The sequence below is a fragment of the Stieleria sp. JC731 genome (assembly GCF_020966635.1).
Classification (GTDB): Bacteria; Planctomycetota; Planctomycetia; order Pirellulales; family Pirellulaceae; genus Stieleria.
The window spans coordinates 512,995-522,403 of sequence record NZ_JAJKFQ010000005.1 but is presented as its reverse complement, the minus strand read 5'-3'; the positions used below and the strand labels follow the sequence as shown (position 1 = coordinate 522,403).

At 53.8% G+C, this 9,409-nt stretch carries 7 protein-coding genes; 1 reads left to right on the top strand and 6 read right to left on the bottom strand.

All coding sequences use genetic code 11. The features are described 5' to 3' along the window. The coding region (locus LOC67_RS13020; RefSeq protein WP_230263042.1) for a VanZ family protein at positions 1-793 on the bottom strand (793 nt) is incomplete at its 3' end. Positions 794-1,224: 431 nt separating this feature from the next. On the opposite strand from LOC67_RS13020, the gene LOC67_RS13015 reads away from it, so the two are divergent. Further along, positions 1,225-2,568: a CehA/McbA family metallohydrolase gene (locus LOC67_RS13015; RefSeq protein ID WP_230263041.1), complete on the top strand. Its 1,344-nt coding sequence runs from the start codon at positions 1,225-1,227 to the stop codon at positions 2,566-2,568. A gap of 96 nt (positions 2,569-2,664) precedes the next feature. Here the strand turns inward: LOC67_RS13015 and LOC67_RS13010 are convergent, their stop codons facing one another. The 5 genes from LOC67_RS13010 to LOC67_RS12990 form a co-directional block, all read right to left on the bottom strand. Beyond that, a complete protein-coding gene (locus LOC67_RS13010) occupies positions 2,665-3,822 on the bottom strand; it encodes an acyltransferase family protein (RefSeq protein ID WP_230263040.1) in 1,158 nt (385 codons plus the stop codon). 4 nt (positions 3,823-3,826) lie between these two features. Continuing rightward, positions 3,827-5,062: an O-antigen ligase family protein gene (locus LOC67_RS13005; protein ID WP_230263039.1), complete on the bottom strand. Its 1,236-nt coding sequence runs from the start codon at positions 5,060-5,062 to the stop codon at positions 3,827-3,829. A 187-nt stretch (positions 5,063-5,249) separates the two neighbouring features. After that, on the bottom strand, positions 5,250-6,584 hold the full coding sequence (locus tag LOC67_RS13000; RefSeq protein ID WP_230263038.1) for a glycosyltransferase: 1,335 nt from the start codon (positions 6,582-6,584) through the stop codon (positions 5,250-5,252). A 76-nt stretch (positions 6,585-6,660) separates the two neighbouring features. Then, on the bottom strand, positions 6,661-7,830 hold the full coding sequence (locus LOC67_RS12995) for an aminotransferase class V-fold PLP-dependent enzyme (RefSeq protein WP_230263037.1): 1,170 nt from the start codon (positions 7,828-7,830) through the stop codon (positions 6,661-6,663). Between the two features lie 103 nt (positions 7,831-7,933). Further along, a complete protein-coding gene (locus LOC67_RS12990; RefSeq protein WP_230263036.1) occupies positions 7,934-9,409 on the bottom strand; it encodes a phenylacetate--CoA ligase family protein in 1,476 nt (491 codons plus the stop codon).

Genomic DNA, 9,409 nt, shown 5'->3' with positions numbered 1-9,409 from the left:
CGAGCCCCACAACGCAGATGCCCCCCCACAGCAGCGCCCCCCAAACTGACATGTCAACCAACCCTCTAGATGACATGCGCCTCCACCAAGCCCCGATGGGAATCGCTGTGGCCATCGCGACCCCCGCTTGATAGAGCGCCACCCATGGATCCCTGCTCCATTGCTGAAGCCCTAACCCAGTAACTCCGTGCAGCCATTTTTGCTTGAGTTCCGATGGACTGAGAGCAGGTATGAACGGCATCCACATCCAGATCACGTAGCCAAAGAAATATAAGTCCAGCAACGCCATAGAGCGGCTCGAAACGTTTGCCAGCCCAGTACTACTTATCCGAATCAATAAAAATTCGCCGAGCGATAACGAAACAATCATCGCTCCCGACGCCCCTGCGATCTGGGCGAAAGTATCCAAGCTAGATGGAACCCGATGTGAAAACCACGCTTGGCCTATCTCGACACCAAACGCATATAGGGCGATCAAACTGAGTGCGAGTAGGCCCGAGCTACATTCAGCAAAACCAAGTTTTGATTTTCTGGTGGACCAGACGCGGATAAGCAATCCTGAACAAAAGCCCAAAGGAACACCAGCAACAACGTTTATCGCTAAGTCGCTACGTGACTGGCCCGCCAAACGCCACCCGCGCCACCACTGCTCGCAAGCTCCACGAAATGTCGCCTCTTGATATTCAAACGGATACCAGGATCCCAGCAAAAGCAACGTCGCCCAAGCGATGAGCAGTCCGACGGTAGCAAGGCGGATTCTACGACTCACATCGTTTTGAACATCAACTTCCATAGGAGCTACGCGGTGACTTGAATCCAGACGAAAAATATTGAGCAACGCTGATCAGCAGCACTTTGGCTAACCAAGACACTAAAACGCTGTGATAAACGATCGCTAGAACCGACAAGCAACGGAAAGTTAAATTATTGCTCGGCACGAGTGCAGTCTATCAGGCAAGCGAACTCCTCGATTCCGCTTCCTACAATGCCTGCATCCACGATCAAACACAAGACATTTTGGCCAATGCCAACAGTTTATCGCTTGCACAGCCTAGCGCTCCGTTCCATATGAAAATACGGGTTCGGGTCATCAACCGACGGGCGTTAGCCCCGGTTATTGCAATGAAACCGTGGCTAACGCCATACGGCTAATCCTAAAATCGAATTGGAACGAAGTACTAGCTTTCTATTCAGAATGCCCACATCGGCCGAAGGAGAGTTTTCATGCTGAATGAGAAACCCGAGTCCTGCCGCTATCGTAAAATTGAACTCGCCGTGTGGATACTGCTCGCGATTAGCGGTTGTACTGGTGAGGATCACCAAGATCGACCTGAAGGCAAGTCTGCTGCGATTCCCGACAACGAGGTAGCTCACCAAAATCAGCCAGCCATCCGGAATCCGATTTCTTGGATTGGGAATGGGCAGTGGATGAAAGTTGACACTCACTCCCATACCCTTTTCTCCGACGGTCGCTATCCAGTAATAGCCGTCGTTGAGTCTGCTCAAAAATATGGGTGCGATGCAATCGCCATCACTGATCACGCTAGCCATGATTTGACAGCAGCGACGGAAGAGTACTTCACGCAAATACGAGCTGCTCAAAAGCTATTCCCGAAAATCGTCGTCATACCGGGACTCGAATGGAACGTCCCTCCCTACGACGGGAATGAGCATGTGACCGTTCTAACAATACCCGGAAGCGATGCATGGCTGCGGCAATTCAAGGAACAGTTCGATGGCTACCAACACCCTGGGGTCCCACCAGCATCGGAGGCTCTACGATGGATCGAAGAAAACAAGAAGGATGAGGCTGTCCTAATTTTAAACCATCCGTCCCGAAAACGGACTGATCCCACGACGATCGTGGAAGACGCACTCACCTGGCTAAAAGCCTCGCAATCCTTCATTGGATTTGCAGGCTCCCCTGGTCACCAAAACAAGGCTAAAGTTGGGTCATATCTCGGCAAGCTGAAAACAGTTGACCGGTGGGATCCGGCGGCCGAGACCGTTGGAGGAGCTTGGGACAAGTTACTCGGTGACGGTCTTCATGTGTACGCGGCGCTTGCGCCAAGCGACTTCCATAGCCCTACCAGCGGAGACTATTGGCCAGGCGAATTTTCGGAAACGTGGGTCTACTCGCCAGAACGTTCCGCAAGTGGTGTCCTCGATGCTCTCAAAGCTGGCAGCTTTTTTGCCAGTCATGGCGGCATCGCACAACGGGTCGAACTTCAAGTGAAATGTGAAGGTCTCGAAAGGCCCGCTTTTGCTGGAGAGACGCTATATGCTGCAGGAAAGCGGATAGACATTTCGATTCGGATGCAAATTCCAGAAATCGACTTGCTGGGCCATCCGAACTCGGTTGACGAATTGGAATTGATCGCAATCGTCGACGGCAAAGCATCGATCGTTGCAAAGCAAGCTCCCCAGAAAACCTTGACTGATATCCTGAGCAATTTTGAGGTGCCAGCAACTGGCGCGGTTTTTCGAGCTCGCGGTCGAAGGTTCGTCGACAACGGAGCAGATCTGATGTTCTACACGAATCCTGTCTGGGTAACAGCCTCGCCTTAGCCCTAGCTGCTATCAGAAGTGCCGCCCCCTGTCTCGCCATGCCCTGAATACATTCCAAGCCCATCACGGACTTTGACTCCCAGCTCTCCAAATCAATCAAGCAACAGTCTTCACCACCTCGTTTCCATGCTTCGCCTTCACAATAAGATTTCGTAATGGATCTTCCACCATTACTGTGAATACGAGTCCAATCAAACATGAAACCGAAAATGCAATCGTTGCGAGAAACAAAGGTGAATTGTCGAAGAGAGTGGTCGCCATCAACAAACGCTTGGCGAAACCGATGACCGGAAGATGAACCAGATAGATCGTGTACGAAATCGTCCCGATGCCCACCAAGACTCGATTTGAAAGAATCATTTTCGCCCAACAATCCCGTGTCGCCGCAATCAATACGATAGCCAGCAATCCCGGTACCACAGGGTAGCCATAACGCCCCAACCGTTCCTCAAGTTGCTCAGCTAAGGGTGATCCCAGAATGACAATCAACATCACGATCGCACAGCAGAAAAATGCATTCGTTAGTCGGGACTGACATCGCGAAGCACTCTGATGCTGCGAAAACCAAGACGAAACCGCACCAAGCGCAAAGATCGGGAGATGGGCAATCAGGCTGTGCTCCCAAATAAGCACGGTTGCAGAATCCTGCGTATGAAGGTTTCCAGCGACGACCGGTATGATGCCCCAACCCACGGTCGCAACACCGGCAAACAAAACCAGCAATGCTCGGCTGTCTTCAAGAAACAAAGCGCCTACCGATACGACAACCCAAAAAACGACGTAGTACTGAACGATCACCGCTAACGCCCACATCGGTTCGCTGATCGAATAAAGCGTCGATGAATCGAAGTTATGAATGAACGATGCGTGAGCCATTACATCCGACCAGTCAATCTTCCCGGTCTGTAGGAAACGCAACAGCGTGAGTGCGGTTAACACCGCGTAGTACAGAGGGACAATTTTTATCAGCCTTCTACGCCAAAAGTGCCGCAGTGCTGACTTTAGACCCTCTCGTTCACCGTGCATCCAAAGCGGCGCGGCCAAGAAGTAGCCTGTCAGAAGAAAGAACAGAGCGACCCCGACTCGCCCGTTGATGCACATCAGTTGAAAACTGATCGGACCAACCGTCCAATCGATTGTCGCATTCTGTTGCAAGTGAACGCAGAACACCCCCAACACCGCGACCGCTCGCAGACCTTCGAGCGCAGGTACGTACTGAATCCTGTCAGTACGTCGACAAATTTTGCAACGCACTGGGTTAATTCGCTGCGCCACAACCATTGGGCCTATCGAAGTGTGCAGTCTTTAGCGCAAACGCACAGCCAATCGCCCAAAAGAGTCGCACATCGTCATGCCGAGAAATTGCCATGCCTGCGATGACCATTGCCAACAAACACGCACCAATTCCGATCGCCATCGCTCTTTCGCAAGCCGTTTCTCCACCAACTTTTGAGAGACAGATTGCGAATGCGTTGAATAAGAGACCGCACCAGAGCAGCCCCCCAACGATCCCCTGCTCGCTGAGTATTTCGAGAAAGCTATTGTGGGTCGCTCGCCATTTTTTGAGCTGAAGGTCTCTGGACATGTCTTGCCCGCCTCGCCCCGGACCGATCCCAGTCAACGAGTGATCGGGCAATCGGGATAAGCTCGACTTCCAGAACTCAACCCTAGAAGCCAACGTCGTTGTGCTCCAACCATTGTCGATCCATTCTTGAATCCTGGGACGAAGTGGCGATCGATAAGCAACGAACGAGGCCAGAACGACTAGGCCAATGATTGCCGTCCATATCCGAAGGCTTCTTAATTGCGCGATGGCCATGCAAATCATTGTCATCAACCAGCCTACATTTGCGCCTCGGTTGGCAGTAAAAAACGAAGCCGCTGCAAGTAGCGACGACAAGGCCACTCCTGACACAAAGTAGGATGCATTCAAGGCTGATGCAGAGCCCGCAAGCAAACAAGAAAGCGGCGCGGCTGCGAAAGCAAAGTCGGAGGCATGCTCCAATCGTCGAAGCTGCAAGTAGCTACCGCCAAGAGCAACAACAGATGCACCAACGACGATCACGAAACGCCGAAAATCGGTAACCGAAACCATGATGACCGTACAAAGAATGACCGACTCAACAAGCCGTAAAAGGCTGTGCTTCGGCCCGGGGTCGCCTGTTTCGTAGACAATCGCCAACGATTCTGAAACGATGGCCCAAGTTAAAAGCCCGGCGAGCAGTATTCCGGTTTTGAACTGTTCCCTCCGGAGACGCAACCAAGACACTCGAGCCTGAGGGCTCAAGATCAACGCGATCGCACTGTCAAAGATCACGCAGGCCTGAAACGCATTACCCCAGGCCCACTCCAACTCGGCAGAGTACCTTGCGATACCGAACGCAGTCGATGTGACCGCCACGGCTGCGGCGATCGGGTAGCGGATGCCGATCGCCGAACTCAGTAGCAAACAGACACCAACAACCTTACCGACCAACGGGGGCGTATAGCCCATTGGCATCCAACCTAGCGAGGTCCCACCTACGATAGGCTGGCTTGAGCACCATAAGTACCAAACGACTTGGCAAGCCACTGCAACAAAGTAGCATGTTGCCAGTGGACGAAAGACTAAAGGTTTCAACTTACGTTACGTCTAGGGCATGCCCTACTTGAGGCCAGTAGCTTCCGATCGTTCCAGCCGGTCAGCCAGAAGCGATCGAGTTCGCTCGCTGGGAAACCTCGCCAATCACACCGAGCATTTGCGCCGCCTTCGCAGACCACGATTCGTGTTTGAGACGCTCGAAAGTCTTGTTTAGCAACGTTCGCTCACCCGTTGGTTGATGCTCGCGGTCCATCAGTGAATGAACCTTTGCGATGAAGCTCGCTTGATCATGCACTATATAAAGACAATCTTCCCAGGCAGCAGTCGCAGGCAAAGGCGAGACGACGACGGGCTTACCGGTGGCAAGGTACTCCTTCAACTTCAGCGGCTGCATTGCTCGCGTGACGGGAAGATCAGCATACGGCATGATCAAAACGTCTGCCGTTGCTGCCAGCTGCGGCAATTCTTCAAACGGCAATGCCCCCAGAGTTCGAACGCGCTGATGGCTGAGCAAGCGAGGATCGGGATCTTGATGCGGGCCAGCTAAAATGACCTTGCCGCTGTCCATCGAATCCGCAAGCGCCAGGACCCAATCAGCGTTCATCCGACGATCGACGACCCCCCAGAACAGGACTCGATCTGAACCGGGCGTTTCGGATGCGTAAACATCATTGGATGCAGGTTCTTTAGAGGACGATGAATCTCGTTCTTCGTTCGCTGGTGTCGCGTCAACTCCTAGACCATTGTCCTTCCCGCCCACTTCCTTCGTTCGCCAGAAATCGAGATCGACCCCATGGGTTAGAAGATGGGGTGAACAGCCTCGTCGCCGCAAGCTTTCCATCAGTGTGTCACTGACAGCAATCGTGCAATCGACCTTGGCAACCAACTCGTCTTCCATTCGCCCCAGCATCTCGCCGTCGAGGCCAGGCCAGACTGAAAAATCATCGACGCAGTAATACACCCATCGCGCTGCGGGCAAACGTCCAACCAAGTCGGCCACGATGGGGATGGTGGTGATCACGATGGCGTCTTCCGAAGCGAGACGCAGTTGCTTGCTCAACAGCCAGCGGTTCAGCCAGCGGTCCCAGCTGTGCGACATCCATGGCCACATTTTGGCGTCGATGACGTTGGGGCCTTGACCGCGCTCGGCTGCCTGCGATAACGGATCCGCAGCGTCGACACGATCCGACGCAACATCGACTGAATTGCTCGCGATAGGATCGTCGTGCGATTGCCCGCCAGCCACAGCGGATGTCCCAGCCCAGCCACGCAACTTTTCAAAGCCACGGCGCAGCGTGATCAAATCCAACCGAGGCGGCCGCATGCCAATGGTATTGACCCAAGTCACCTGATGGTCCGGCAACAACTGCCGAATCAAGTGTTGGCAACTCGAAGGGTGCCGCCCCCAATCATCAGAGAATACAAGAAATTTCAAGCTCGAATCTTGGTTGCGAAGCGACATGAAGAGAGTGATTGCGGGCGATGTCTAGACGATCGATCAGAGTAACGATTCAGCCGATTTTTGCGAGGCTGGCGATCCTTTCGGTGAATCGATCGATGTCCGAAGCTGTGTTATAGACCTGAAAACTGGCTCGAACCGTCGGCCCGATTCCAAGGTGCTCGTGCAGTGGCTGGGCACAATGAAAACCAGCTCGTAAGAATATTTGATCATTCCCCAAGATTTTGACCACCGCATTGGATTCGACACCAGCGACCGTAAATGCCACCAACGGTCCACGACTTTGATTGTCCACGCTGATTAGCTGGACACCATCAATCGCCTTCAATTGCTCCGCCGCGATATCGGTCAAATTCGATAGATGCCTCGTCACCGCGGCGGTTGACAATTGATCGAGATAGTCAATCGCCGCTCCCCATCCGATCACACTTTCGATCGCCGGGGTTCCAGCTTCGAAACAATGTGGCGCCGACTGCAATTCGAACGAATCGCGATGCACCGCTGAAACCATGTTGCCACCGAATCGCACCGCCTGCAAGCGGTCTCGTGCATGCCTGGCAACAAGCAACGCCCCCGACCCGCTGGGCCCCAACATTTTGTGAGCACTGCATGCCAAGAAATCGATCGCCAAGCCACCAAAATCCGGCGGGTCATGAGCAGCTGACTGAGCCGCATCGACAAGGACCATCGCCCCGTGCTGATGGACCAAATCGACGATGCTCTCAAGCTCGGTGATTGCTCCCAGGACATTGCTCTGGTGTGTCAATGCGACCAAGTCGACTCCACCACCGGCCAGCAGATCGCTCAACAACCCAAGGTCAACGCGTCCCTCGGCGTCGACACCGATACAGCGATTCGTCGCAACATCCATCCAAGGAACGAAATTGCTGTGATGCTCCATGACGGTGAAGATCACAGAGTTCAGGTTTCTCATCCCGCGGCGCACCAGGTTCATCGCATCGGTGGCGCCCGAGGTTAGCACAACTTCATCGACGTCCGCAGAAAACCACTCCGCGATCCTTTCACGAGTGAACTCAAACCGTTCCGTCGCCTTCAGACTGCGCGGATTGATCCCTCGATGTACAGCCGAAGTCCCCTCCTGCAAAAACCAATTGACAGCGTCGATCACACAACTTGGCTTCAGTGTCGTCGCCGCGCTGTCAAGATAGCACACGTTCCCTCTGGGGCCATCAAGTGCAGGGAAGTCACTTCGAACATCCATTTGGGATCGTGGGATAAGAGCGCGAGGTTTTGATGAATGCGAGAGTCGACTGCGATACGTTCGCTGGCGGTACGAACTTGCCTTCGCACAGCGACATTGACGTTTAGTTCAACCGGCTTTTCACGTACCGGAACTTGCCACCGGATTCGGGACGCAGCGTTCGAACCGTACGGACGTCGACTCGGGCATCACTGCCGATCCAGTTTTTGAATTCCGCAGCGACTTGATCACGATCAACACTTGTATGTTCAGAACTTCTATGTTCAGAACCTGTACCACCATCTGCTGTACCTTTACCAGCAACGATCGACAACGCATACCAAGCGTCCCCCTTTTGCTGTACCTGTGCCGCCAGGACACCATCGATTTGCTCTATCCGCTCAATCACTTGATCAGCAAGACGCACCTTTCCCGCCCCGTCGCGAATGACATCACTCTCCCTACCTAACACGGTAAGTCGTGGACTCGCCTGGCCGCAAACGCATGGCGATGTGTCGAGACGCCCCAAGTCGCCGATCTTGTAGCGAATCATTGGCATGGTGTGGTTCATCAAATCGGTCACGACGACATTGCCAATTTGATTGTCGCCAAGCGGGATCCCGTCATCATTGACGACTTCAACAATAAAGAAATCGTCGAAGACATGCATGCCATCGTGTTCCTTGCAATCACAGGCGATTGAACCGAATTCGGCACTGCCATAGTCGTTCCAAAATGTGCCACCGAGGGCACGTTCGATCTCTGGAATCCAGCACGGTGCGATTCGACTGCCGGATGTTTTGATCACGGGGATCTGCAGTGGGTCCTGCCCAGTCGATTCGACATAGCGCGCGATCGCGATCAGATACGTCGCCAGAGCTTTCAGCACATAGGGCCGGTCCTTTCGCAAGCGATCCACATAGGATTGCAGAACATCACCCGGCGGATTGGACCCATGCAACCCAAACCCAGAATAGGTTTTGCGGTTGTAGATCCAATGCCTCTCCACCTGTCCGCGCAAATCGCGTATCGACTTTCCGTCGCGAAGCTTGCCGCCTCGGATCATCTGCCACAAACGCGAAGTAACGCCTGTCTCGATTTCACCTAGCTCCCCGCAAACTTCTTCGCAGACTTCCGGTGGAATCTCGACGATCGGATACCCTGGACCGTAATCGCCGGATCGTTCCAACATTCGCAAGTTGGCGGCACGGACGGCGTCACGCTTGCCGAAGCCTTGGATCAAGATCAACCTTTGCGCCGTGCCACGGGTGGACATCATCCGCCAATCGCCAGGATCAGTGCCATCGGTGATCCCCTCGGGGAAATGGGCCTCGACATCAGACTTCTGAAGCAGTGGGATCTCACGCAGCGAATCGAGTCCCAGCGGAGAATCGGGTGCCAGCGGAGCCCGCAGACCGCGTAGACGATCGGCATAGAACGGAACGTGCTGACGGGCATGATTCAGCAAGCTTGCCAGGCGACGCTCGACGACCGCATCACCAGAATCCGCGTGCGCCAGTTGAAAGCAGTTGCTTCGAGAGAACCGACAAGACGCGCGAAGCAGAGGTCGCGAAACAAGAGATTTCAAGAAATACGACAC